This window comes from Promicromonospora kroppenstedtii (genome assembly GCF_044389675.1).
GTDB classification, from domain to species: domain Bacteria; phylum Actinomycetota; class Actinomycetes; order Actinomycetales; family Cellulomonadaceae; genus Promicromonospora; species Promicromonospora kroppenstedtii.
Genome location: NZ_JBIRYI010000008.1, coordinates 181573 through 206740, shown reverse-complemented (window position 1 = coordinate 206740; position 25168 = coordinate 181573). Strand labels below are relative to the sequence as shown.

Sequence of the window (25168 nt, the reverse complement as noted above, 5' to 3'; positions counted from 1 at the left end):
AGTCTAGCGGCCGCTCTCCGCGGGGATCCGCACGTCCATGCCGAGCAGCTCCCAGGCACGCCGCGCGCGGCGCACCCGGTCCTCGCCCTCGGCCTGGGACAGTCCGCCGGCCGTCATGGCCACCGCGAGCAGCAGGTCGTCCGGCGTCATCCCGGCCGGGACGACACCGGCGGCCGTCGCGTCCGCCAGCCGCGTGCCCAGCGCGGCGGCGACCCGCTCGCCCAGGGCGACGATCCGCTCGTCCGCGGGTACCCGCGACCGGACCAGGTCGACGAAGCCCACCGAGTCGATCGCGTTCCGCGTGACCAGCCCGAGCAGGTCGGCCAGGTCGGCACCCGGGGTCGCCGCGAGCTCCTCGACGGCGACCACCTGCTCCTCGAAGACGGCCACCACCAGGTCCAGGCGGTCCGGGAAGTGCCGGTAGAGGCTGCCCTGGCCGACGCCGGCCCGCTTGGCGACCGCGCTGAGCGGCGCGCCCGTCCCGGCGGAGCCGAAGACCTCGCGGGCGGCCGCCAGCAGCGCCGCGCGGTTGCCCGCGGCGGCACGGGGGCCGAGGTTGGGCGCCCCGCCGCGACGCGTCGTGCCGTGCGGGACGGCCGTGCCACGGGGCACGGCGCCGGGTCGGGGATCGCGAAGCACGCCGGTCATGGGGCTATCGTAGATACCGGACAGCGTTGTCCGGTATCCACCACGTCCGAGGAGCGCACCATGGCACTGACCACCCACTCGACCGTCGGCGACTGGCTCGACCACCCCGTCGGGGGCCGGATCCTCGCCGACTTCCTCGCCCAGGGCGGCGCGACGCCGGACTCGCTGGCCCCCGCCCGCGGCCTGGCGCTCGAGCAGCTCGTCGCGATGTCCGGCGGCAAGTTCCCCGCCGAGGCGCTCGACGCGCTGCTCGCGGCGTACCGGGAAGCCGCGCCCGAGGAGGCAGCCGCCGGCGATGCGGCGGACGACGAGCCGGCCGCCGCCGGCTGGAGCGAGCAGATCACCCCGGGCCGGTTCGCCGGCCAGACCGTCGTCGTCACCGGAGCGGCGTCCGGCATCGGCCGCGCCGTCGCCTCCCGCGTCGCCCGCGAGGGCGGGCGCGTGATCGCCGCCGACATCTCCGCGGAGAGGCTCGACGAGCTCGCCGCCGGCCTGACCGGGCTGCCGTCCGGCGCCGAGATCATCCCCGTGGCGGGCGACATCTCGGCCCAGGACGACGTCGACCGCATCGTGGCGACGGCCGGTGGGCGTGTGGACGCCCTGGCCAACGTCGCCGGGATCATGGACGACATGTCGGCGGTCCACGAGGTCACCGACGCCCTGTGGGAGCGGGTGCTGCGCGTGAACCTCGAGGGCACCATGCGGCTCACCCGCGCCGTCGTGCCAGGGATGCTGGCCGCCAAGGAGGGGCGCATCGTGAACGTCACGTCCGAGGCCGGACTGCGCGGCTCGGCCGCCGGCGTCGCCTACACGGCCTCCAAGCACGCGGTGGTCGGACTGACGAAGTCGACGGCCGTGATGTACGCGAAGCACGGCATCCGCACCAACGCGGTGGCGCCCGGCGGCGTCGCCACGGGTATCCAGCTGCCGGGCCAGGCGGAGTTCGGTGCCCCGGTGCTGCGGCCCTACCAGGCCAACATCCTCAGCCTCGCCATGCCCGAGGAGCTCGCCGCGACCATCACGTTCCTGCTGTCGAAGGACTCGGTGAACCTGAACGGCGCGATCATCGCGTCGGACGGCGGCTGGTCGGCCGTCTGACGGTCTGGCGGCCGAGGACGGTCAGGTGGCCGACGGCGCGCGCGTCGTCGGCCACTCGACGACGTCGGCCGCCCAGGTGTCCGGGAGGCCGACCCGCCACAGCGGGCGCACCAGGAACATCGCCAGGAACAGCACGGTCCACGCGGCGGCGAAGCACCACAGCGCGGCGCTGATCCCGACGCCGTCGAGCAGCAGGCTGCCGACGAGCGGCGCCGCCGGCCCGGCCACCAGGCCGGTCAGCCCCATCGTCGCGGCCATGCGCCCCTGCATCCGCCCCGGGGTGATCGCCGTGACGTAGGAGAGCACCCCCGCGTTGAGCGCGGGCGCGAAGAACATCGCTCCCGTGAGCGCGGCGACGAACCCCCAGTAGGTCGGGAACAGCGCCATCACCACGACGGCGACGCCGGACACGCCGAGCGTCAGCACCGTCAGCACACCCACGCGTACCCGCTGGACGAGATGGGCCGCGAGGACCGAACCCAGGAGTACGCCCACGCCGACCGCGGTGTTGATCAGGCCGATGAGCGCGGGTGCCGTCCCGATGCTGACCAGGTGCAGGTTGATCGCGACCATCATGCCGTTCAGAACCACGTTGACCAGCATGAACAGCCAGAGCGACGCCCGGAGCAGGGGCACGCCGAACACGAAGCGCAGCCCTTCCCGCAGGGCGGCGACGGGATGCTCCGCGCGCGCGGCGTCGAGGTCGCCGTTGAGCGGCTCCCGGACCAGGGAGGTGGCCACCACGGACACGAGCCGGCCCGCCGCGGACACCGCGAACGGCAGCACGGTACTCATGCCGTAGAGCAGCCCGCCGAGCGGACCCTGGAGCAGCGTGGCGGCGGCGTCGCGCCCCTGCGCGACGGACATCGCCTGGCCCAGGTGTTCCGTCCGCACGACGGCGTGCAGGGCGGCGGTGCCGGCCGGGTCCATCAGGGAACCGACGGCGGACGACACGAACAGCGCCCCGGCGAGGTGCGGGGCGGTGATGGAGAGACCGTCAACCAGGCCCGCGACCACCACGGTGGCCCAGGCGACTGCCGCGACCGCGCCCCCGGCCATGATGAGCCGGCGCCGGTCGACCCGGTCCACGATCACCCCGGCCGGGAGCGTCATGAGCACCGACCCGAGCTGGCCGACGAACGAGATCACCCCGGCCTGGACCACGGAACCCGTGATCGCGAACGCGGCGAGCGGCACCGCGAAAGCGCCGACCGCGGCGCCCACGTCCTCGGCCGTCGCGCCCGCCAGGAGCAGGCGGTAGGAGCGGTTGCGCCAGAGGCTCGGCGCCGTCTCGGTGGGCAGCTCGTCCGGCAGCCGGGCCTCGTCCGTCGTCATGCCGCACACCATAGTTGCGCACTTCCAGTTGCGCAATGATTCTTGCGCAACTGGAGATGCGCGAAGTTGCTAGCCTGTCGGCATGCCGAAGGAGCCTCTCCAGATCACTGACCCGGAGACCCTGCGCGCGATGGCGCACCCGCTCCGGCAGCGGATCCTGGTCGAGCTCAATGTCCGCGAGCACGCAAGAGCGGCCGACCTCGCCCGGTCACTGGGCGAGCCGGCCAACTCGATCAGCTTTCATCTCCGGGTGCTCGCGAGGCACGGGTTCATCGAGGAGGCGCCCGAGCTCGCCCACGACAAGCGCGACCGGGTGTGGCGGCCCGTCGTGGACCGGTTCGTCGTCGACCGCAACATCGCGGGCGCCGAACGCGCCATCGAGCCGTACCTGCACTGGCTGCGCGACATGTTCCTCCGCGACCGGGACGCGCCCGGCGCGCGGGACGACCTGCACGAGGGCGTCGCGTCGGCCGGCTTCTTCACGCGGGACGAGGCAGAGGAGATGACGGCCGAGGTCCTGGCGGTGCTGGAGAGATGGTCGGAGCGCACCAGCGCCGCCAAGCGTGCCGATCCCGACGACCCGGGGCGCCGGTACTACCAGATCCTCTTCGCCGTCGGGCCTCGGGCCGTGGGCTCCACGACGGAGGCTGTGGGCGCCACACCGGAGGCATGAGCCGGCTCAGCCGTCGTGCTCCAGCGCATCGGCCGCCCAGGTGTCCGGCTTGCCGATCCGCATCAGGGGACGAGTGAGGCTGAGCGCCACGAGCACCGCGGCCATGGCGCCCACCATCACCCACAGCGTGCCGCCGATGCCCCACGCCTCCAGCAGTGCGCTGCCCAGCACGGGCGCGGCCGGCGCGGCGATCAGGCCGGTCAGCCCGAGCAGCGAGGTGGCGCGGCCCATCATGCGGTCGGGGATGATCACCGTGAGGTAGCCGGTGAAGCCCGCGTTGAGCGCCGGGTAGAGGAACACGCCGACGGCCAGCATCGCGACGAACACCCAGTACGTGGGCGCCAGCGCCATGACGACGAGCGCCGCGGCGAGGAGGCCGATGGTCCCGACGCCGAACCGGCCCACGCGGACGCGCCGCACGATCGGCCCCGCGACGACAGCGCCGGCCAGCATGCTGACACCCGCGCACGCGTCCACGAGGCCGATGAGACGGGGGTCCGTGCCGGTGCGCACCAGCTCCAGGTTGATCGCCACGACCAGGGCGATCGACGTGAGGTTCAGCAGCGTGATCAGCACCAGCACCGCGCGGAACAGGGGCACGGCGCCGACGAAGCGCAGGCCTTCGCGCAGGTCGGCGAGCGGGTGGGTCCGCTCGGTCCGCTCACCGTTGAGCGGCCTGCGCACGAAGGAGACTGCCACCACCTCGATCACGTGCCCCAGCACGGACGCGACGAACGGCAGCACGTGCGCCATGCCGTACAGGAACCCGCCGACCGGCCCCGCGAACAGCGCGACCGCCGCCATCCGCCCCTGGTTCACGGCCATCGCGTTCGGCATCTGGGCGGTGGGGACGACGGCGCGCAGCGCACCGCCCGACGCCGGGTTCACGAACGCACTGACCAGCGAGGAGCAGAAGAGCACCGCCGCGAGGTGCCAGGCGCCGAGGGTGCCAGCCAGCCCCGCGCCGACGACCGTGGCCCACAGCGCGGCGCCCGTCGCGGCGGCGATCACCAGGAGTGCGCGGCGGTTGACCCGGTCCGCGACGACGCCCGCCGGGAGCGTGGCCAGCAGTGCGCCGGCCTGGCCGATCCCGCTGATGAGGCCCGCCTGACCTACCGAGCCCGTGACCTCGAAGGCCAGCAGCGGGATCGCGAACGTGCCGACGCCGGCGCCGATCGCCTGCGCGAACCGGCCGGTGGTGAGCAGCAGGTAGGCGGCGTTGTGCCGCAGGGGGAGGTCCGGCGTCGGCCGGTCCGGGTTCACCGTTGCCGGACCCTCGAGGTCAGCCGAACCCGCCGCCGTCGTCGTCTCCCCAGTCACGCCGCACAACGTACCGGGTGAAATGTCCGCCTGCTGACGCCCCGAGACCGGCCGTCGTCGCCCCTTTCCCCCTTTGAGGCCTAAGTTTCTTCGCTTTGGGTCGCCTCAAAGCGAAGAAACTTAGGCCTCAAAGGGGCGACCGGTTGTCCACAGGGCAGCCCCAGAACATAGGCGATGATGTTGTTTGCATGCTGATATTGGCTCATGCGACCACTGAAAGCCCTGCCCGTACAGGTGGACGTCATCGCTTCCCGCCAGGAGGGGCTGATCTCCGCCGCGCAGCTCGACGGCATCGGGGTCGACGCCCAGTGGCGGTACCGGCTCGTCCGGCAGGGCCGGCTGATCCGGGTCACCCAGGGCGTCTACGACACCGACGTCGTGCCGCCCGACCAGCGGTCGCGTGCCGACCTGCTGGACCACCTGCGACGTCGTCCCGCGTGGCTCGGCCTCCTCGCGGCCGGTCCGGGATCGACCGCCGTCGGCCTGTGCGCGCTCGCGCTGTACAAGGTCAAGGGGCTGCCGCGCACCATCCGCTCGGAGGTGGTCGCGCCCGACGGGCTGTGGCGGCCGGCCCGGGACGGGATCACGTTCCGCAAGATCGGCGGCATCGTGACCGGGCGGTTCGGCGGCGACTTCCGGATCGCGAGCGTCGCGGACGCCCTCGCCCTCGGCGTCGGGCAGATGTACCGGGACGACGCCGTGGCCGTGATGGACGACCTGCTGCACACACGGTCCGCCACGGCTGACGACCTGGCCCGGGCCCACGACCTGGCGCGAGGGCACCGGGACGTCGAGGCGACACATTCCTGGTGGCGGCTGCCGGACGGCCGGTCGGAGTCGCCGCTCGAGACCTCCGCACGGCTGGCCTGCCTCGACGCGGGGATCCCGCCGGACACCCTCCAGCTTGTGGTCCGCGATCCCGACGGTGCGCACCTCGGCCGGGTCGATCTCGCCTGGCGGCTGCCCGATGGAACCTGGCTGCTCGTCGAGATCGACGGCGTCTCGGTCCACAGCGCGCCGGCCGCGGTGTTTCGCGACCGCACGCGGCAGAACGCGCTGGCCTCGGCAGGCGGCTCGCGCCTGCTGCGCTTCACCGCGAAGGACCTCCGGGGCCGACTGGTCCAGACCCTGGAGCCGTTGCTGCGGGAAGCCGGCTGGGCGCCCGGCTGCTACGACGACGTCGGCCAGCCGGCAGTCCTCGGCCCGTCGGCTGTTTCGACCGGTAAGGCCGCTACGGCCGCTTTGTCGGTCCCCTTCGAAGCCTAAGTTTCTTCGCTTTGAGTCGCCTCAAAGCGAAGAAACTTAGGCCTCAAAGGGAAAGGGTCAGGACGGGCGACGGGCGACGGGCGAGCCAGCCGGGTCAGCGGCCGATCGACGCCCTGCGGCCCGTGACGTGGAGGCCCTCGCGGGACAGGCGGCCGACCGTCTCGACCAGCAGCGCGCGCTCGGCGACCTTGATGCGCTCGGTCAGCGTGGGCTCGTCGTCGGTGTCGAGCACCGGGACGGCCGCCTGGGCGAGGATCGGGCCGGTGTCCACCCCGTCGTCGACCACGTGCACCGTGCAGCCGGTGACCTTGACGCCGTGGGCGAGCGCATCGCGCACGCCGTGCGCGCCCGGGAAGGCGGGCAGCAGGGCCGGGTGTGTGTTGATCATCCGCCCCTCGAACCTGCGGACGACGCCGGGCGCCAGGATCCGCATGAAGCCCGCGAGGATCACGTAGTCGGGCCGGAACACCGAGATCGCCTCGAGCACGCCGTCGTTCCAGGCCGCGCGGTCGTCGAAGTCCTTGAGCGCGACGACGGCGGAGGCGACCCCGGCGTCCCGGGCCAGGTCGAGCGCGCCCGCCGTCGGGCGGTCCGTGACGAGGCCGACCACGCGCGCGCCGTAGGCGGCGTCGTCGTGCGCGGCGAGCAGCGCCGCGAGGTTGGAGCCGCCGCCCGAGGCGAGCACCACCAGGCGCTTGGCGGATGTGGACTCGACGGGGTGACCGGAGGGCGTCTGCACGGGCCCCAGCCTACGTTCCCGGGCGCGCCTCGGGCGTCTCGTCGTCGTCAGCCGGACCGGTCACCGGCCGGACGTCCGGGTCAGGTTCCGGGTCCGAGACCGCGTACGCGTCGGTCCTCGCCCAGTCGCCGGACGAGCCCGGGTTCTCTGCGCCCCGTGCACCCGGGTCGCCGTCCGGCCCCCCGCCCGCAGGCACACCGTCGCTGTCCGGCCCCCCGCCCGCGGGCACACCGTCGCCGCCCGGGTCCGGTGAGCCGGCGAAGCCGAGCTCCGACGCGAGGTCGCGCGCCGCCCCGCCCGGCCCCTCGTCCCGGTCCCGCCCCTCGTCCCGGTTCCCCTCCCCGTCGACCGAGGCCGGACGCCTCAGCCACGCCACCAGGTCGTCGCCGATCTCGCCGCGGCGCGCGACCACGTCGAGCTTGGCGCCGAGCAGCACCGCCGCCGCTCCCCCGGCCACCTCGGCGGCCACGAGGCCGGCGCACACGAGCGGGTCGGCCCCGATCTGGGACAGCCGGCCCGGCCCGACGGCACCCGCAGCGGCCCACTGGCCCAGCAGCACGAACAGCCCGGGCACGACGACGATCCCGCCCAGCACCCAGCCGACGTCGGACCAGCGGACCAACGACGGCTCCAGCCGGCGCCACACGAACACGCCCGCCGCGACGCCGCACGCGACCACGAGCAGGGGCACCCAGGCGCTGACGGGGTTGGCCCAGTCCTCGCCGGGCAGTGCCCCGAGCAGCGGCACCGCGGGCAGCGGGCCCGAGGCCGTGCCGAACGGCGTGAAGCTGGTGCCCTCGCCGACGGCAAACCCCGGGCCGGCAATCCAGGCGAGCGCCCACAGCAGCAGGTTGGGCAGCAGCGCGAGCTGGGCCACGGCGAACACGACGCCGCCGGTCCAGCCCGGTTCCAGGGCGGTCACGATGTCCGACGACGTCGCCCGGCCCGCCAGCGCCCACGCCGCCACCAGGAGCGCAGCGCCGCCGGTCAGGAACGCGACGACCACCGCGCCGCCCCGCACCCCGAGGCGGAGGGTCGCGGGCACCAGGTCGACGCCGGTCAGCCGGCGCGCGAGAGCCTCGACGCGCTCGCCGATCTCGGCAGGCATCGGTGCGTCCGGGCGCGCGAGGATCCCGAGTCCCGTGCCGAGCCCGCCCATCAACAGGCCGGCGAGCGGCGCCAGGGCCAGCGACCAGCCCGGGGCGCTGCCAGCGAGCAGCGCGACGCCCGTGGTACCTACGCCGTACGTCACGGCGCCCGCGACCCAGGCGCGGGCCGACGTCGCGGCGAACCGCTTGGCCGAGGCGTACGTCGCGAACAGGGCGAGCGCCGCGATACCGAGCGGCGCGAGGGTGACGGTCACGGCGTCGGTCGTGAGCGGGACGCCGTGCCCCAGGAGCCAGAGGCCCGTGGCGACGTCGATCGCGGAACGCACCTGGACGCCGTCGTCCGGGGTCTCCGGCGCGGAGGTGAGGGTCGCGTTGCCCACGAGGTAGGCGACCACCGCCGGGAGCACCACGACGGCAAGGGACAGGACCAGGGCCTGGGCCGCGGCGAGCGCGCCGGACACCATGTGGGCGAGCGCGAGCGACCTCGGCTCCGGCGTGGGCGGCTCCTCGACCAGGCGGCCGCGACGAGCCGTCGGCCGGTTGCCGGCCGGGCGGGTCGTGCGGGCACCTGAGGTGCGGGAAGCCGTGCTCGGGCGGGGCGGTGCGCTCACCCGGCAATCTTCACCCGCGCCCGGGGGCCATCCCGGGGACCTGCCTCGGCGTGGCCCGGGTGAACTTCGGGAGATATTACGGCCGGGTATGGAGTTCGCCGGGGGAAGTGGTGTAGGAACGCCCGTTTTGCGAACCGGGAGGGGATCGCACACAGACGACTTCGGTCGGTTGCCTTGAGACCGGTCCGCTGTTGGACCGATCTCAAGACAACCGACCGAAGTCGATGAGTGCGGTCGGTTGCCCGACCGAACAACCACCCAGCGGCGGGCGGAGGGTCAGAGCCCCTGCAGGATCTCCCGCATGAGGTCGGCGGTCTCGGACGGCGTCTTGCCGACCTTCACGCCGACGGCCTCGAGGGCCTCCTTCTTGGCGGCGGCGGTGCCGGCCGAGCCGGACACGATCGCGCCGGCGTGGCCCATCGTCTTGCCCTCGGGGGCCGTGAAGCCCGCGACGTAGCCGACGACCGGCTTGGTGACGTGCGCCTTGATGTACTCGGCGGCCCGCTCCTCGGCGTCGCCGCCGATCTCGCCGATCATCACGATCGCCTTGGTCTCCGGGTCGTTCTCGAAGGCCTCGAGCGCGTCGATGTGCGTGGTGCCGACGATCGGGTCGCCGCCGATGCCGATGGCGGTCGAGAAACCGAAGTCCTTCAGCTCGTACATCATCTGGTAGGTCAGCGTGCCCGACTTCGACACGAGACCGATCGGGCCCTTGCCCGTGATGGTGTGCGGCGTGATACCGGCGAGCGACTCGCCCGGGGTGATGATGCCGGGGCAGTTCGGCCCGATCATCCGGGTCTCCTTGCCCTGCAGGTACGACCACACCTCGGCGGTGTCCTGCACCGGCACGCCCTCAGTGATGACCACGAGCAGGCCGATGCCCGCGTCGATGGCCTCGATGGCCGCGTCCTTGGTGAAGGCCGGCGGCACGAAGACGACGGAGACGTCCGCGCCGGTCTCGGCCATGGCCTCCTTGACGGTGCCGAACACCGGGAGGGTCACGTCGGCGCCCGAGGCGTCCTTGTGGGTCACCGTGGTGCCGGCCTTGCGGGCGTTCACGCCGCCGACGATCTGCGCGCCGGAGTCCAGCATCAGGGCGGTGTGCTTGGCACCCATGCCGCCCGTGATGCCCTGGACGATGATCTTCGAGTCCTGGTTCAGGTAGATCGACATTGTCTTTGTGTCTCTGCTTTCGAAGTCTTCAGCGGGCGATCAGGCGGCGGCAGCCTTGGCGGCGGCAAGGTCGGCGCCGCCGTCCATGGTGTCGGCGAGGGTGACGAGCGGGTGGTTGCGCTCGTTCAGGATCTGGCGGCCGAGCTCGACGTTGTTGCCGTCGAGCCGGACGACCAGCGGCTTGGACGCCTCGTCGCCGAGGATGTCCAGCGCGCCCACGATGCCGTTGGCGACCTCGTCGCACGCGGTGATGCCGCCGAAGACGTTCACGAAGACCGACTTGACCTGTGCGTCGTTCAGGATGACGTCGAGGCCGTTCGCCATGACCTGGGCGTTGGCACCGCCGCCGATGTCGAGGAAGTTGGCGGGCTTGACGCCGCCGTGCTTCTCGCCGGCGTAGGCGACGACGTCGAGCGTGGACATGACCAGGCCCGCGCCGTTGCCGATGATGCCGACCTCACCGTCGAGCTTCACGTAGTTGAGGTCGTTCTCCTTGGCCTTCGCCTCCAGCGGGTCGGCCGCGGCGGAGTCCTCGAGCTCGGCGTGGTCCGCGTGGCGGAAGCCGGCGTTCTCGTCGAGGGTGACCTTGCCGTCCAGGGCGACGATCTCGCCGTCCTCGGTACGGACCAGCGGGTTGACCTCGACCAGCGTGGCGTCCTCGGCCTTGAACACGGTCCACAGGCCCTGGATGACCTCGGCGACCTTGCCCTTGATGTCGTCGGCGAAGCCGGCGGCGTCCACGATCTCGGCGGCCTTGGCCTCGTCGATGCCGACGGCCGGGTCGACGGCGATGCGCGCGAGCGCCTCGGGCCGCTCGACGGCGAGCTGCTCGATCTCCATGCCGCCCTCGACGGAGCACATGGCGAGGTAGTTGCGGTTGGACCGGTCCAGCAGCACGGAGAAGTAGAACTCCTCGGCGATCTTGGCGCCCTGGGCGATCATCACGCGGTGCACCGTGTGGCCCTTGATGTCCATGCCGAGGATCTCGCCGGCCTTCTCGGCCGCCTCCGCGGGCGAGTGAGCCAGCTTGACGCCGCCCGCCTTGCCGCGGCCACCGGTCTTGACCTGGGCCTTCACGACGACGGTCCCGCCGCCCAGCTTCTCGGCGCCCTCGCGAGCCTCTTCGACGGTGGTCGCGACGACCCCGCCCAGCACGGGCACGCCGTGCTTCTCGAAGATGTCGCGCGCCTGGTATTCGAACAGGTCCACCCTGCTGCGTCCTTCCATCGGGATGCGGCCCTCGGACGTCGTTGTCGCCCGGAGCCCGGCTGAAGCGATGTCTCGACGTCAAGACATCCCCGTACAGAGTAGCCCTGGATCGCTTGTGCTTCCGAACGAAGCGGCGGTTTTCCGCGGCTCATCGGCGCGGTTGCCGCACATGTGGCGCATCTCTCGGGAACCACGTGCCGGACGCACGGATCACCCGACGGATCTCCGCGTCCGGCAGGGGTGCGGCGCGTCAACCATGGTTGACAACGGGCAGACTGTCAACCATAGTTGACGCATGACCCAGCAAGCACTCGCCGCATCCGCAGCCGGGGACGACCCCGCCGAGGGCCTGCGCGCCGTGAAGGCCATGCGCGAGCTGGCCGACCGCCTGGAGACCCTCCAGGTCGAGCGGGCGCGTCGCCTTGGCTGGTCGTGGCAGGAGATCGCCGACGCCCTCGGTGTCACCCGGCAGGCCGTGCACAAGAAGCACAACAGGAGGATCTGATGTTCGAGAGGTTCACGAAGGACGCCCGCTCCGCCGTCGTCGACGCCCAGCAGGTCGCCCGCGACGCGCACAGCGACCAGATCGACAGCCGGCACCTGCTCGTCGCGCTCGCCGAGAGCGGCGGCCCGGCCCGGACCGCGCTGACCGACGGCGGGGTGGACACCGCCGCCCTGGTCGAGAGCGCCCGTGCCCGGATCGAGGCGGGCGACGCGCTCGACCCGGACGCGCTGGCCGCCGTCGGCATCGACCTGGACGAGGTGACGCGGCGCACCGAGGCCACGTTCGGCGAGGGCGCCCTCGCCCGTGCGGGCCGCACCCTGCGCGGCCGGCGCAAGCACATCCCGTTCACCCCGGACGCCAAGAAGTCGCTGGAGCTGGCGCTGCGCGAGGCGATCCGGCTGGGCTCCAAGGAGATCCACGGCGGGCATCTCCTGCTCGGCCTCACCCGCGCCGAGTCCCCGGCACGCGGCCTCCTGTCCGACGCCGGCGCGGACCTCGACCGGGTCCGTCGCCTGGCGGAGGGGCAGAGCAGGGCGGCCTGATCCACGCTCACGCCACGCCCCGCACCCGTTCTCGGGCGCGGAGCGTGGCCGTTGCCTGCCATCTGTCCGGAGTTGGCCAGGAAATGGCGGCACCGTTACACGGGCGAAACCCAGCGCACCGCGTCAGAGGGTTAGGAAATGGGCACACCACTGTCGAAAGGGACAACTGTGTTCACCATCTCCACCCGCGCCAGGGCGCTGGTCGCCACCGGCGTGGCCGCGGCCCTCGCGGTCGGGGCCGCGTCGGCGTCTGCCGCGGCCCTCGCGAGCCCCGCCGGCCCGGCAGTCCCGCCGGGCGGGTCTGCCACCGCGCTCCCGCCATCGGCGGCGGGGTCGCGCAGCGTCACCCTGATCACCGGTGACACGGTCACCATCAGCACGGCGGCGGACGGCACGAGCGTCACCAACGTCACCGGCCCCGGCGGGACGGCGTCGTCCTACCACCGCACGGAACGTGACGGCAGCACGTTCGTCTACCCGGACGCGGCGCTGCCCTACGTGACGGCCGGCACCCTCGACGACCGCCTGTTCGACGTCACACGGCTCCTCGCGAACGGCTACGACGACGCGAGCACCGACGCGCTGCCGCTGATCGTCCGCTACACGGACGCGGCCGCCCGGTCGCGCGGCACCACGCCGCTCGACGGTTCCGACGTCGTGCGCGCGCTGCCCAGCGTGGACGGCGCCGCCGTGACGCAGGACCGCGACGACGCGGCCGCGTTCTGGACCGCCCTGACCGACGGTCCGGCGGCGGGTGCCCGCACCACCGACGGCTCCCCCGCGTTCGCCGGCGGCATCGAGAAGATCTGGCTCGACGGCCCGGTCACCGCCGACCTCGCCGAGTCGACCGCCCAGATCGGCGCGCCCGACGTCTGGGCCGACGGCAACACCGGCGAGGGCGTGGACGTCGCCGTGCTCGACACGGGCATCGACCCCACGCACCCCGACCTGGCCGACCAGGTCGCCGCGAGCGCGAACTTCGTCGAGACCGAGGACTACGTCGAGGACTACCAGGGGCACGGCACGCACGTCGCCTCGACGATCGCGGGCACCGGCGCGGCCTCCGACGGGCTGGAGCGGGGCGTCGCCCCCGGCGCGCGGCTGCACGTGGGCCGGGTGCTCGACAGCAACGGGCGTGGCATGGAGTCCTGGATCATCGCCGGCATGGAGTGGGCCGCGCGTGACCAGGACGCCCGCATCGTCAGCATGAGCCTGGGCGGCGAGCCCGCCGGCGCGGACGACCCGATGGCGACCGCCGTGGACGAGCTCACCGCCGAGACGGGGGCGCTGTTCGTGACCGCCGCCGGCAACGGCGGCCCGCACACCATCAGCACCCCTGCCCTGGCGGACTCCGCCCTGGCCGTCGGCGCCGTCGACGCGACCGATACCCTCGCCGACTTCTCCAGCACGGGCCCCGCGATCGACGGTGGGGTCAAGCCCGAGATCTCGGCGCCGGGCGTCGACGTCCTCGCGGCCCGCTCGCAGCTCGTGCGCGGCTCCGGGATGTACACGACGATGAGCGGCACCTCGATGGCGACCCCGCACGTGGCGGGCACCGCGGCGCTCGTCGCGGCGGCCCACCCGGACTGGACGGGGGAGCAGATCAAGGAGGCGATCGTCAGCACCGCCGTGCCGACCCCCGCCTATACCCCCTACGAGGCCGGCAGCGGCCGCCTCGACGCGCCCGCCGCCGTGGCCGCCACGGTGTTCGGCACGGCGAGCGCCGGGTTCGGCTTCCACACGTTCGGCGACGGCACGGACGAACCGGTGTCGAAGCCGGTCACGTACACGAACCTGGGTGACGTCCCGGTCGACCTGCACCTCGCGGTCGACGGCGCGGTCCCGGCGGGCTTCCTCACGCTGTCCTCGACGACGGTGACCGTGCCGGCTCAGGGCACGGCGTCGGTGGACCTCACGGCGGACCTCTCGCTGCTGCCGGCGGAGGTGGACCTGAGCGCCACGGTCGTGGCGACGGACGACGCCGGGGCCGTGCGGGCCCGCACGCTGACGGGGGCGACCCGCGAGGGGCAGCGGCAGAAGCTGACGGTGACGGTCACCGGCGACGACGGCCGGCCCGCGACGGGCAAGCTGCTGGTGACGTCGGACCAGATCTTCGCCGGGGCGGACCTGGACGAGAACGGAACCGCTGTGCTGCGGATGCCGGTGGGCAGCTACAGCGGCTGGCTGTCGGTCGACGTCGAGGGTGCGAACGGGCCGGGTTCGCTCGGCACGGCGCTGCTGAGCTTCGTGGACGTGGACCTGAGCCAGGACCGCGACATCGTGCTGGACGCCCGCAAGGCGGTCCAGGTGCGGGCCGAGGTGCCGCAGGACACGGACCCGGGTGCCATGCGACTGGACATCATCCGGCAGTTCCCGAACGGCGGGTACACGGCGAGCTCCATGTTCCCGGCGGGCGAGTACGACAGCCTGTGGGCGCTGCCCACCGGCAAGAAGGTCACCGAGGGCCTGTTCGAGTTCGGGGCGCAGTTCCGGCTGGAGCAGCCGGCGCTCACCGTGCTCGCGGGCCGGGGCGGCTTCGACGGCCTGGACGACCTGCGGGTCAAGCGGGGCGCGACGCCGCTGCCGGCGGGGAAGCGCACGCTGCGGGTGGTCGAGGTCGACGGCGCGTCCGACCTGACGCGGCACGGGCACGGCCTGAAGGACACCGCCGTCGTCGTGCACGCCGCCGACACCGACGAGATCGCGGGGCTGGCGCAGGCCGCGGCCGACGCCGGCGCGCGCGTGCTGTTCGTGGTGCACGACGGCGCCGGGCGGCTGGCGCCGTGGGACGAGTCCCCCTGGATCCCGGGCGAGCCCGCCCCGCTGACGGTCGCCACGCTGACGTCCGGGCAGGGTGCGGAGCTGCTGGGGTCGCTGGACCGCCGCCGGCCGGAGGTCACGGTCTCGGCGGAGCCGACGACGGAGTACACCTACGACGTGGTGCACCACTGGACCGGCGCCGTGCCGGCCCGGCCCACGTGGACCGCGACCAAGGGCGACCTGGCCCGGGTGGACATGTCGTTCCGCCACTACCGCCAGGGCCCGGCGCTGGAGGCCCGGTTCGACGTCTGGCACGGGTGGACGGCGGGCAACCAGCTCGCCGCGACCGCTCAGGGCGAGCGGACCGACTGGGTCACGGCCGACGTGCCGTGGACGCAGAGCGCGTACCTCCCGGGCGAGATGGGGCAGGAGAACGTCGACGTGCTGGAGTACGAGGCACGCACGACCAGCGAGGTGACGTGGTTCGGCCCGGTCCTGCGCCCCCGCATGGGGCTGGGCTCCCAGCCGATCCGCTACCTGGACCAGATGTACGTGCCGGTGCCGGGCTGGGGCGACTCGGGCGGCGGGCACGTCGGTGCCACGGGCGGCGGCAACTTCGACGTCCGCAACCGGGCGACGCTCTACCAGGGCGACACCGAGCTGCTGTGGGGCAACGCCGAGTTCCTGCCCGTGAACGGCGGCCTGCCCGCCGAGCGCCTGCCCTACCGCGTGGTGGCCGACAACGACCGCGCCGACTGGGCGGGACCGTACTCGACGCACACGCTCACCGAGTGGGCCTTCATGTCGGAGGCGAGCGGGCCCGACGCCGTCGAGCCGCTGCCGCTGATCCAGCTCGACTACGGCGTCGACACCGACCTGGCGGGACGGGCATCCCGCACGACCCGGCTGACGGTGACGCCGTCGCACCTGCCCGGGATCGAGGCCCGGGTGGGGCGGCCCACGGTCGAGGTGTCGTACGACGACGGGGCGACCTGGAAGCGGCTCGACCTCACGCGGGACCGGCAGTCGCACGGGCCGAACACCTGGTCGGCCCGGCTCTCGGCGCCGCGGGGCGCGCAGTTCGCGACCCTGCGGACCGTCGTCGAGGACAGTGACGGCAACGCCGTGTCGCAGACGCTGACCAGGGCGTTCGGCCTGCGCTGACGCCCGGGGCTCGTCCAGGAAGTGCGCTTCTACCCAGCGGTCTAGCCCGGAAACCGCGTGTTTTCCGGCCGGATCGCTGGGTAGGCGGACGGCGCGCCGGAGCCCCGCCGAGCCCCGTGGACTTTCGCCCGGTTGGTCCGTGATGCACCGCTACGATCGTGCGCCATGAAGCATGCCCGCAACGGCGGCCCCGACATCGCGTTCCGGGTGGGCCGCCGCGTCGTCTCGGCCGTCGCCGACGACATGTCGACGATGCAGCGCGTCGGCGCCGGCGTCGTCGCCGCGCTCGTGGCCGTCACCCCGTTCGGGGCGTGGAGCAAGGTCGAGGCGCAGGCCGACCCGGTCGTGGCGGGCGCCGCCATCGAGGTGGGCCCGTTCGACCTGACCGTCGTGCGCGCCGTGAAGACCGGCGACCTCGGCTACCTCACGCCCGCCCCGGGCAACCACATGCTCGCCCTCGTCGTGGACGTGACCAACACCAGCGACGTCCCCGAGTACAGCAGCACGCTGGGCAGCGCGATCCCCGCACCGAAGGGTGTCGACGTCGTGCCCCAGGAGTCGCTGACCGACCTCGCTGCGGACCTGGGTACCGATCTCGGCACGGACGCCGGGGCCGAGCCGGGGGCCGAGCCGTCCGCGAGCGCCTCGCCCGAGGCCGGGGAGGATGCCGAGGAGGAGGAGCCCAAGCTGCCGCCCGCGACCATCGTCAACGTCGCCGACGCGACCACGGTGCGCATCCTCAACCCGGGCGTCACCTACCAGCTCGCGCTGATCTGGCAGCAGAGCGACGAGTTCACGGGCGACGAGATCCCGGTCGAGGTGGTGGGGCTGGACTGGATCGACGAGAGCCGGCTGACCCTGGACAACGGGTACTGGCTGCCCGCCGACGTCGCGTTCCAGGGCGACATCCCGCTCAAGGACAACACCGACCGGACCGCTGCCCCGGAGGAACAGCAGTGAGGCACGGACGCCGCCGGATCACGTGGAAGGGCTCGCTGCTCGTCGTCGGCGGCGTGGTCGCGGGCTGCGCGCTCGTCGCCACGGTGCCGCAGGAGGCGGTCGTGGAGACGCCGTTCGTGGTCGAGGGCGCCGTCGGCGAGACCCTCGACCTCACGTATGCCGACCTCACGGTGACCGAGGTCCGCGTGGCCGACACCCTGGAGAGCTTCTCGGAGACCGCGCAGGCGGGCGGCACGTTCGTCGTCGTCGACGCGACCTGGCGGGCCACGCAGGGCGCCACGTCGTTCCTGGGCGCCGAGATCGCCGACACCGAGGGCCGGGTGTTCTGGCCCACCGACCAGGCCGGCTGCTCGACGTCGGCCAAGGCTCAGCCAGGCTACGCGTGGCACGTCACGTACTGCTTCGACGTGCCGAAGGACGCGCTCGCGGGCGCGACGGTACGCCTGGCGCGCGGCGGGCAGGCCGAGGAGTACGCGGGCCAGCGGCGGGACGCCGCCGGCGTCGTCGACCTGGGCATCTCCGCCGCGGACGCGAAGGAGCTCTGGGAGGCGACCGAGACCGTGACGACGGAGTCGCCGGGCTACGCCACGGCACGTGCGGAAGGTAGTGAGGAATGACGACGCTGGTGACCCCGGCGGTGCCGGGCCCCGGTCAGGACCCGTACCCGAGCCTGCCGCCCGGCGGCGCCCCGAGCCTGCAGCCGGGCCTGCTGCCCGGTTCCGTGCCGCCCGACGTCCCGGCGGCCGGGCGGCCCAGGGGCTGGTGGCGGCGCAACGCCGTCTGGCTGGTGCTGCTGCCGATCGCGGTCGTGGTGACCACGGCGGCGTCGTCGTTCCGGGTGTGGGCGTTCTGGTGGCCGGACGGCGTGCACTACGAGTCCCAGCGGGTCGCCCTCGGCGAGCCGGCACACCTGGCGAGCGAGTACCTCGACAGGGGCTTCGACGTGCCGGAGCGAGCGAACACCTCCGTGCTGCGGGAGCTCGACGTGACGGTCACGGGCGTCGAGCAGGTGGACGAGCTGCCGGAGCCGGCGTACGGCATGCCGGTGGAGATCCCCGAGGGATCGGTCGCGTACGAGGTGCGGCTGCACTTCGCCGCCGAGCTCCGGACGGACCTGTCGCTGTGCACGATCGCCCTCGTGTCCGACGACGGCACGCGCTACGGCGAGGCTTCGCCGGACGTGCTGGGCAACTCCAACCGGTGCCTGCCCGACGGCGCCGACGGGTTCGTCAGCGAGCAGCCCGAGTGGGACGTGAGCTCGTTCGTGCTCGTCGATCCGGACGCGACGATCGAACAGGTGCGGCTGTCGTTCGGGGGGCCCGACTACCTCGCGGTCGAGCTGCCGTAGCAGCCCCGCCCGCCGCGGCCCTGCCTAGGCGGGGCGCGCCACGACGCGGTTGCCGGCCACGGGGGTGGCGTCGTCGTCGAGCTCGCGGACGGCGAGGCCGCGCTCGACCAGCACCTCGACGGTCGCCGCGACGAGCGCGGCGGCGAGCGCCAGGGCGAGCGCGAGGCCTGCGGCGGCCTCGAAGGGGCTGAACGCGATCCACGCGTTGGTCTCGACGGGGCCGGTCACGGCGCGCACGAGCCAGCCGACGGCATGGGGAGCCCGCATCACCACGAGGTAGCCCAGGCAGAAGACCAGCATGGGGCCGAGACCGCCGTGCACGATCATCTTCATCCCGTTCCACAGGGCGGAGAAGCGGGCGCGCAGGTCCTCGGTGAGCGACTCCAGGAGCGAGCGGAGCCCGGCCGGCAGCCAGGTCATGCGGTCGAGCCACCGGTGCTCGGCCGACGGCGGCTCCATCAGCTTGTGTCCCAGCACCACGGCGCCGATGGCGAGCCAGGCCAGGGGCGCGACGAGGACGACGTCGAGCGACTCGAGGATCGTCACGAAGCCGTCGGCGACGAAGGACGCGGCGTCGTTGCCTGCCTCGCCCACGCTCTCCTGGGCGGCGCCCACAGTGCCGACGGCGGCCGCGACGAGCTCCCGGTCGCTCGCGGTGTTCCACAGCAGCCTCTCGATCGTCTCGATCTGGCCGGCGGCCTGGCTGGTCCAGTAGATCTCGAGACAGCCGCCGAGCACCGCGATCCCGAGGAACTGGACCTTGCCCTCCAGGCGGCCGAGCAACCAGCGCAGCACGAACGCGCCGGCCACGATGGCCACGAGCGTCCAGCCGGACCAGACGCCGACCCGGGCGGCGAAGTCGACCCCCTGGGTGCTGAAGGTGTCGTTGAACAGCTCGTCGGCCGCGGCCTCGTTGGTGAACCGCATCCGGTCGGCGTCCATGAGGCCCTCGACCTCGTAGACCACCAGGAACGGCACCAGCACGGACAGGGCGATGTCGATGAGGCGCCGCTCGCGCCGCTCCGAGGGCATCATCGGGGCGCGCCGGGTGGGCAGCATGCCGGGGATCGCCGCCTGCGCGGCGCGCTCCCGACGGCCGAGGTCTGAGCCGCCCAGGCTCGGCAGGCTGTTCCGGCAGACCCACAGCATGCCGACGACCGGGGCGAGGTAGCCCAGCGGGCTCAGGATCAGCAGGAGCTGCGCCACGAACGAGTTCCACTGGCTCAGCTCGACCGCGCCCCACATCGCGCCGTTGCGGACGGCGACGCCGAGCAGGCCGAGCGTCAGGAGCGCAGGCCAGTGCGCCACGAACAGGCGACCGGCGGAGACCAGGATCCTCATGGCGACACATAGTGGCCTAAAGCGGGCAGGGCGCGCCAAGCCATGTCATCCCGGCGTGGGGTCGGGGTTACTCGAGGGTCGCGAACGACTCCTCGACCAGGTCGGTGTAGGCCTCGACGCCGTCGAGGTTCGGGTGCGTGGCGTCGGCGTGCAGCAGGCCGGGGTGGCGGTCCACGAGCGCGTGCCAGTCGGCGACCGCGACGTTCGCGCGGCCCGCGGCGATCGTGTCGAGCGTCGTGTTGGCGTCCGGCACCCAGTAGCTGATCCCCACGCTGTTGACGAGCACCACGCGGCGGTCGGGGCCGATCAGGTCGAGCACGTGCCGGGCGGCGTCGGCAGAGCCGTCGAGCTGGAAGCCCGAGTTGGTGCCGAAGTTGAGCAGTACCGTCTCGCGCAGCCGGCCCTCGCGCTTCGCGACCTCGACCATGCGCTCGGCGTCGAGCCAGTCGGTGCTGACCACGCCCTGTACCTGGGCCCGCGGATAGCGCTCGAGGATCGCTGGCGTGGCCGCCGCCAGCACGGAGTCGCCGAAGGCGGAGACCTGGGCGCCCTCCCGCGCGCCGAAGGGCAGGCGGTCCGGGGCCGGGCGGACGGTGCGAGAGGTCGGGGCGTGGTCGCCGCCGCCGGGGCGGTCGGTGATTTCGGCCGCCCCGGTGGCGGCGTGCGTGGCCGCGGCGTCGCGGCCGGCCTGGACGCCCGCGGCGATGGCGAGCTCGGTCGCCGTCCGCTCCGGCGCGGAGGTGACAGCGGCCCCGGTACCGACCAGGGCGAGCACCGCGACCACCACCGCCCCCTTCGGCACGACGGCGGGGGTGCGCACCGCCGCGAGCAGCGCCCGGCCAGCGCCGCCGAACCCGAGCCGCCGCACGGGCATCTCCACCCACCGGTACGACGCCGCCGCGAGCACGACGGTCAGCAGCACCGTGAGGCCGGTGCCGACGCCCCACCAGACGGTGCCAGGCTGTGCCCCGACGGCCGCGGTGACGATGCAGGCGACCGGCCAGTGCCACAGGTAGATCCCGTACGACCGCTCCCCCACCCAGCGCAGCCCCGGCGCCTCCAGCGCGGTGACGAACCAGGTGGGCTCGGTGCGGGCCGCGTCGCACGCCAGCACCAGCACGAGGGCCAGCAGCGACGCGGTCAGCAGCCCGAGCGGGTAGGTGAGCGGCGAGTCGCCGCGCAGCACCAGGAACAGCACGACCAGACCGGCCAGCGCGAGCGGCGGGAGCAGGCGGGCGCGCCCGCCCCGCAGCACGGGCCCGGCCTTGGCCCAGCGCAGCGTCACGGCCGCGCCCAGGAGCAGGCCGAAGGCGTGGGTGTCGGTGCCGTAGTAGACACGGGTCGGGTCCACGCCCTCGCCGTACGCCGGCATGAACAGCAGCGCCATCGCGGCCGCCGACAGGAGGGCGCCCGCCACGACGAGCCGCACCCGCCAGGCCGCCGAGCGCACCGCGATCAGCAGCACCACCAGCAGCACCGGCCACGCCAGGTAGAACTGCTCCTCGATGGCCAGCGACCACAGGATGCGCAGCAGCTCGGGCTGGGACTCGTCGAAGTAGTCGCTGCCCGCGGAGATCTCCACCCAGTTGGTGCTGAACGTCAGCGCGCCCAGCAGCTGCCGCCCGATGCCGACCGTCAGGTCCGGCTCGACGAGCCGCGCCACCGGGATGCTCGCGAGCAGCACCAGCGCGAGGGCGGGCAGCAGCCGGCGCGCCCGGCGCACCCAGAACCGCGGCAGCCGGATCCAGCTGGTGCCAGCGACCTCGCGCAGCAGCAGTGTGGTGATGAGAAACCCGCTGACCACGAAGAACACGTCCACGCCCAGGAACCCGCCCGGCACCCAGGCGGGCGCCAGGTGGAACGCCACGACAGCGAGCACCGCGACGGCGCGCAGGCCGTCGAGCCCGGGGATCCGGAGGCCGGGGACGGGGGCGGGGGCGGGGGCGGCGGGGGTCGCGGTCGCGGTCGCGGTGAGCGTCGGGGCTGGCTGCGCCGGGGCCTGCGACGTCGGGGCTGGCGGTGTCGGGGCCGGCGGTGTCGGGGCCGGCGGCGTCAGGACGCCCGCCGCCGTCAGGACGCCCGCCGCCGTCGGGCCACCTGTCGCCGTCGGGTCACCTGTCGCCGTCGGACCAGTTGCTGATGCCGAAGCTGCGGCCGTGCCGGCCCCGGCGACCAGACCGGGCCGGGCGTCGTCGGTCAGGGCCATGAGCGGACGGTATCGAACCTCTGCAGACCGAAAAAGTCCGGAATGTGAAGCTGCTGGCCACCGCACGACCAGGCGCCGCCCACGCTCGGCGGAACTTGACTCGCACAGGGCTTCCGACGGCCCGCCCCTCTCCTTCGAGGCCTAAGTTTCTCCTCTTTCGGCCACCCCAAAGACAAGAAACTTAGGCCTCGAAGGAGAGACCCACCCAAGCCCCACCCAGCCGACTGGGCCGGCCGTGGCCGGCCAGCCAGGCCGGCCGGCCGGGCGGCCGACGGCCACGGGCGGGCGGGGCGGCCACGGGCGGGGCGGGCACCGGACCGCCGGATCAGGCGAGCCAGGTCGGGGCATCCGCTTTGAGGCCTAAGTTTCTTCGCTTTGAGCCTTGTCCAAGCGAAGAAACTTAGGCCTCGAAGGGGAGGCGCGGCCGCAGCCCGTCAGAGCTTTGTGATCGCCGTGTACTTCAGCGCGATCCGCTTCGTGCCATTGGTGCCGAAGTCGATCTTGACGACGGAGTTGGCCTCGACGTCCACGACCGTGCCGAGCCCGTACGAGTCGTGCGTGACGCGGTCGCCGATCTCCAGGCTCGGGATGTCCTTCTGGACGTTGATGCCGCCGAACCCGCCCTTGGCGCCCGCCTTCTTCTGCGGGGAGAACGGGTTGGCCTGCCCGCCGCCCGACGACGTCGTGGTGCTGGTGCGCACGGGCCCCGACCTGCCCGAGGACCAGCTCGACCCGGAGCCGGAACCCGAGCCCCGGCCGCCGGAACCGTAGCCGCCCGAGCCGTACCCGCCACCCCAGCCGCCGCGCCCCGAACGGATCGCGGCCGTGGACGACTCGCGGCGACGCCAGTCCCACAGCTCCTCGGGGACCTCCTGCAGGAACCTGCTCTCCGGGAACTCGTTGGCCATGCCGAAGGCCGCCCGCACCGACGACCGCGTGATGTAGAGCCGCTCCCGCGCTCGCGTGATGCCCACGTACGCGAGCCGGCGCTCCTCGGCGAGCTCCGTGTCGTCGTGCAGCGAGCGCATGTGGGGGAACGTGCCGTCCTCCATGCCCGTGAGGAACACGACGGGGAACTCCAGGCCCTTGGCGGTGTGCAGGGTCATGAGCGTGACGACGCCCTGGTTCTCCTTGGGGGCCTCCTCCGCGGCGCCGTCGGCGACGTCCTCGTCGGGGATCTGGTCGCTGTCCGCGACCAGCGAGACGCGCTCCAGGAAGTCGGCGAGCGAACCCTCGGGGTCGGTCTCGCCGAAGTCGACGGCGACGGCGTGCAGCTCGGCCAGGTTCTCGACGCGGCCCTCGTCCTGCGGGTCCTCGCTCGCGCGCAGCTCCGCGAGGTAGCCGGTCTTGTCGAGCACGGCGCCGAGCACCACGGCGGGTGCCGCGCCGTCGTCGACCAGGCCGCGCAGCTCGCGCATCAGGTCGCGGAAGGCGAGCAGGGGCTTGAGCGAACGGTTGGTCATGCCCGGGATCTCGTCGGCGCGCTCCAGGGCGGCACCGAACGAGGTGCGCTCGCGCTCGGCGAACGACGCCACCAGCGACTCCGCCCGGTCCCCGAGCCCGCGCTTGGGCACGTTGAGGATGCGGCGCAGGTTCACGTCGTCGTCCTCGTTGGCGAGCGCGCGCAGGTACGCGACGGCGTCCTTGACCTCGCGGCGCTCGTAGAAGCGCGTGCCGCCGACCACCTTGTAGGGCAGTCCGACGCGGACCAGCACCTCCTCCAGCGCACGCGACTGCGCGTTCGTGCGGTAGAAGATCGCGACGTCGCCCGGCCGCACGCCCTCGGCGTCGCCCAGCTTGTCGATCTCGTCGGCGACGAACCGCGCCTCCTGGTGCTCGTCGTCGGCCACGTAGCCCACGATCTTGGCCCCGGCACCTGAGTCGGTCCACAGGCGCTTGGGCGTGCGGCCGGCGTTGCGGGAGATCACCGCGTTGGCGGCGCTCAGGATGTTCTGCGTCGAGCGGTAGTTCTGCTCCAGCAGGATCGTCGTGGCGTCCGGGTAGTCCTTCTCGAACTCCAGGATGTTGCGGATCGTGGCGCCACGGAACGCGTAGATGGACTGGTCCGAGTCGCCCACGACGGTGAGCTCGGCCGGGTCCAGCCCGCCGTCGTCGTCGGCGCCGACGCCGGCGAGCTCACGGACCAGGGTGTACTGCGCGTGGTTCGTGTCCTGGTACTCGTCCACCATGATGTGCCGGAACCGGCGGCGGTAGTGCTCCGCGACGTTGGGGAACGCCTGGAGCAGGTTCACCGTGGTCATGATGATGTCGTCGAAGTCCAGGGCGTTCGCCTGGGCCAGGCGCGCCTGGTAGCGGGTGTAGACGTCGGCCAGCACCTGGTCGAACTTGGGCACGGCGGTGTTGCGCTCGTCGGCCGACTGCCCGCCCCACGGCCGCCGGATGCCGCCCGCCGACGCCGCGGCGGCCTCGGTCTGCGCCTCCTGCTCCGCGTGCGCCATGGCCTGCCGGGCGTAGGTCTCGGGGTCGACCAGCTCGTTCTTCAGGTCGCTGATCTTGTTCGACAGCCCGCGCGCCGGGTACTTCTTGGGGTCCAGGTTGAGCTCGCGCGTGACCAGGGTGATGAGGCGCTGGCTGTCCGCGGCGTCGTAGATGCTGAAGCTCGACCTCAGCCCGAGCGTCGTGGCCTCCCGGCGCAGGATGCGCACGCACGCCGAGTGGAAGGTGGACACCCACATGCGGTTCGCGGCGGGGCCCACCAGTCCCTCGACGCGCTCGCGCATCTCGGCTGCCGCCTTGTTGGTGAACGTGATCGCGAGGATCTCGCCCGCCCGTGCCCGCCCCGTGGCCAGCAGGTAGGCGATGCGGTGCGTGAGCACACGCGTCTTGCCCGAACCGGCGCCCGCGACGATGAGCAGCTGCCCGCCCTCGTGCACGACGGCGGCGCGCTGCTGCGGGTTGAGCCCGTCCAGCAGCTCGTCCGGGTTCAGGTGCGCGTACGCTCCGCCGGCGCGCGGCGCCTCGGACTCGTGCGGCAGGCCCGCGAGCCACTCCGGCTCGGCCGGCACGGCGGCCTCGCCGGGGTCGCCGTCGCCCCCGCCGTCGTCCCACCGCGGGGCGGTGCGCGGCAGGCGCGCCTCGTCACCCGGCGGGGCTGGGTCGAGGCCGGGCAGGGAGAGGCTGTCGAAGAGGGAAGTCATCGC

19 protein-coding genes are annotated in these 25168 nt (G+C 73.2%); 9 read left to right on the top strand and 10 right to left on the bottom strand.

All coding sequences use genetic code 11. The features are described 5' to 3' along the window. Positions 1–3: 3 nt before the first annotated feature. Positions 4–648: a TetR/AcrR family transcriptional regulator gene (locus ACH47X_RS14805; protein WP_397405382.1), complete on the bottom strand. Its 645-nt coding sequence runs from the start codon at positions 646–648 to the stop codon at positions 4–6. Positions 649–708: 60 nt separating this feature from the next. On the opposite strand from ACH47X_RS14805, the gene ACH47X_RS14800 reads away from it, so the two are divergent. Next, positions 709–1746 carry an SDR family NAD(P)-dependent oxidoreductase gene (locus ACH47X_RS14800; protein WP_397405381.1) on the top strand — a complete coding sequence of 346 codons (1038 nt, stop codon included), beginning with the start codon at positions 709–711 and terminating at the stop codon, positions 1744–1746. A 21-nt stretch (positions 1747–1767) separates the two neighbouring features. Here ACH47X_RS14800 and ACH47X_RS14795 read toward each other — a convergent pair whose 3' ends face one another. Continuing rightward, complete coding sequence (locus tag ACH47X_RS14795; protein WP_397405380.1) at positions 1768–3081, bottom strand: MFS transporter; 1314 nt, start codon at positions 3079–3081, stop codon at positions 1768–1770. 82 nt (positions 3082–3163) lie between these two features. Here ACH47X_RS14795 and ACH47X_RS14790 point away from each other — a divergent pair, with 82 nt between their 5' ends. Continuing rightward, on the top strand, positions 3164–3754 hold the full coding sequence (locus tag ACH47X_RS14790; RefSeq protein WP_397405379.1) for an ArsR/SmtB family transcription factor: 591 nt from the start codon (positions 3164–3166) through the stop codon (positions 3752–3754). A gap of 6 nt (positions 3755–3760) precedes the next feature. On the opposite strand, the gene ACH47X_RS14785 is transcribed toward ACH47X_RS14790, so the two are convergent. Then, entirely contained in the window at positions 3761–5074 is a 1314-nt protein-coding gene (locus ACH47X_RS14785) for an MFS transporter (RefSeq protein WP_397405378.1), read from the bottom strand. Between the two features lie 204 nt (positions 5075–5278). On the opposite strand from ACH47X_RS14785, the gene ACH47X_RS14780 reads away from it, so the two are divergent. Further along, a complete protein-coding gene (locus ACH47X_RS14780; RefSeq protein ID WP_397405377.1) occupies positions 5279–6340 on the top strand; it encodes a hypothetical protein in 1062 nt (353 codons plus the stop codon). 94 nt (positions 6341–6434) lie between these two features. On the opposite strand, the gene purN is transcribed toward ACH47X_RS14780, so the two are convergent. The 4 genes from purN to sucC form a co-directional block, all read right to left on the bottom strand. Further along, positions 6435–7079, bottom strand: a complete 645-nt coding sequence (purN, locus tag ACH47X_RS14775; RefSeq protein WP_397405376.1) for a phosphoribosylglycinamide formyltransferase — start codon at positions 7077–7079, stop codon at positions 6435–6437. Between the two features lie 10 nt (positions 7080–7089). Continuing rightward, entirely contained in the window at positions 7090–8799 is a 1710-nt protein-coding gene (locus ACH47X_RS14770) for a cell division protein PerM (protein ID WP_397405375.1), read from the bottom strand. A 276-nt stretch (positions 8800–9075) separates the two neighbouring features. Beyond that, a complete protein-coding gene (gene sucD, locus ACH47X_RS14765) occupies positions 9076–9972 on the bottom strand; it encodes a succinate--CoA ligase subunit alpha (RefSeq protein WP_020016264.1) in 897 nt (298 codons plus the stop codon). A gap of 39 nt (positions 9973–10011) precedes the next feature. Then, positions 10012–11181, bottom strand: a complete 1170-nt coding sequence (gene sucC / locus ACH47X_RS14760; RefSeq protein ID WP_036968559.1) for an ADP-forming succinate--CoA ligase subunit beta — start codon at positions 11179–11181, stop codon at positions 10012–10014. A 295-nt stretch (positions 11182–11476) separates the two neighbouring features. Between sucC and ACH47X_RS14755 the strand changes: the two genes are divergently transcribed. The 6 genes from ACH47X_RS14755 (at position 11477) to ACH47X_RS14730 (ending at position 18460) form a co-directional block, all read left to right on the top strand. After that, a complete protein-coding gene (locus ACH47X_RS14755; RefSeq protein WP_020016262.1) occupies positions 11477–11686 on the top strand; it encodes a helix-turn-helix domain-containing protein in 210 nt (69 codons plus the stop codon). Next, entirely contained in the window at positions 11686–12228 is a 543-nt protein-coding gene (locus tag ACH47X_RS14750; RefSeq protein WP_397405374.1) for a Clp protease N-terminal domain-containing protein, read from the top strand. Before ACH47X_RS14755 ends, ACH47X_RS14750 begins: the two co-directional genes overlap by 1 nt. A gap of 168 nt (positions 12229–12396) precedes the next feature. Next, positions 12397–16152: a S8 family peptidase gene (locus ACH47X_RS14745; RefSeq protein WP_397405373.1), complete on the top strand. Its 3756-nt coding sequence runs from the start codon at positions 12397–12399 to the stop codon at positions 16150–16152. 165 nt (positions 16153–16317) lie between these two features. Continuing rightward, a complete protein-coding gene (locus ACH47X_RS14740; protein WP_397405372.1) occupies positions 16318–17112 on the top strand; it encodes a hypothetical protein in 795 nt (264 codons plus the stop codon). Further along, a complete protein-coding gene (locus tag ACH47X_RS14735) occupies positions 17109–17729 on the top strand; it encodes a hypothetical protein (RefSeq protein WP_397405371.1) in 621 nt (206 codons plus the stop codon). Before ACH47X_RS14740 ends, ACH47X_RS14735 begins: the two co-directional genes overlap by 4 nt. After that, positions 17726–18460: a hypothetical protein gene (locus tag ACH47X_RS14730; RefSeq protein WP_397405370.1), complete on the top strand. Its 735-nt coding sequence runs from the start codon at positions 17726–17728 to the stop codon at positions 18458–18460. The genes ACH47X_RS14735 and ACH47X_RS14730 overlap by 4 nt, the downstream gene beginning before the upstream one ends. 24 nt (positions 18461–18484) lie before the next feature. Here ACH47X_RS14730 and ACH47X_RS14725 read toward each other — a convergent pair whose 3' ends face one another. The 3 genes from ACH47X_RS14725 to ACH47X_RS14715 all read right to left on the bottom strand — a co-directional run bounded on the left by ACH47X_RS14725 (position 18485) and on the right by ACH47X_RS14715 (position 25165). Then, positions 18485–19801, bottom strand: a complete 1317-nt coding sequence (locus ACH47X_RS14725) for a hypothetical protein (protein ID WP_397405369.1) — start codon at positions 19799–19801, stop codon at positions 18485–18487. Positions 19802–19868: 67 nt separating this feature from the next. After that, positions 19869–22007, bottom strand: coding sequence for an acyltransferase family protein (locus ACH47X_RS14720; RefSeq protein ID WP_397405368.1), 2139 nt, complete (start codon positions 22005–22007; stop codon positions 19869–19871). Between the two features lie 434 nt (positions 22008–22441). Further along, complete coding sequence (locus tag ACH47X_RS14715) at positions 22442–25165, bottom strand: UvrD-helicase domain-containing protein (RefSeq protein ID WP_397405367.1); 2724 nt, start codon at positions 25163–25165, stop codon at positions 22442–22444. Positions 25166–25168: the final 3 nt, after the last annotated feature.